The following is a 409-nucleotide window of genomic DNA, read 5'->3' as shown; positions in this document are numbered from 1 at the left end:
GTGTCTCTGAAAGCTCTGCACAACATGCCTGCTGAATTACAGCAACGTGTTGCTGATCTTATCAAGGAAGATGCTGATGGTGTCGATTACACGCTCCATTACCTCACCGGTCTGCGTAAGGATGAGCTTGCACGTGTTGACGATCCGATCACTCGCCTGAACCACTACAAAGGATACATTCCTACATTGGCTCAGACTGGTTCCAGCTTGCGTCTGGTATCCGTCAAGGACCACACCGACATGATTAAGCGAGGCTACACTTACCTCGGTGATTATGTAGGTAATGGTGCAGAGCGTCATGCTCCACGCCTTGGCTATTACTTTGCCCCAGTCTCTGGGCAGGCAACGTATAATCAGGGTGCTATGCTGACCACTCACCAGACTGCATCTGGTGTGCAGCCGGGGACTG

General features: G+C 51.6%; 1 protein-coding gene. It reads left to right on the top strand.

The annotated features are described in order from the left end of the window. A partial coding sequence (locus RMT89_RS41335) for a hypothetical protein (protein WP_315888901.1) occupies positions 1–409 on the top strand: 409 nt, incomplete at both ends.

The sequence above is a fragment of the Streptomyces sp. P17 genome, assembly GCF_032436805.1.
Classification (GTDB): Bacteria; Actinomycetota; Actinomycetes; order Streptomycetales; family Streptomycetaceae; genus Streptomyces.
The sequence above is the reverse complement of the archived record's forward strand: the minus strand, read 5'-3'. Positions and strand labels throughout refer to the sequence as shown.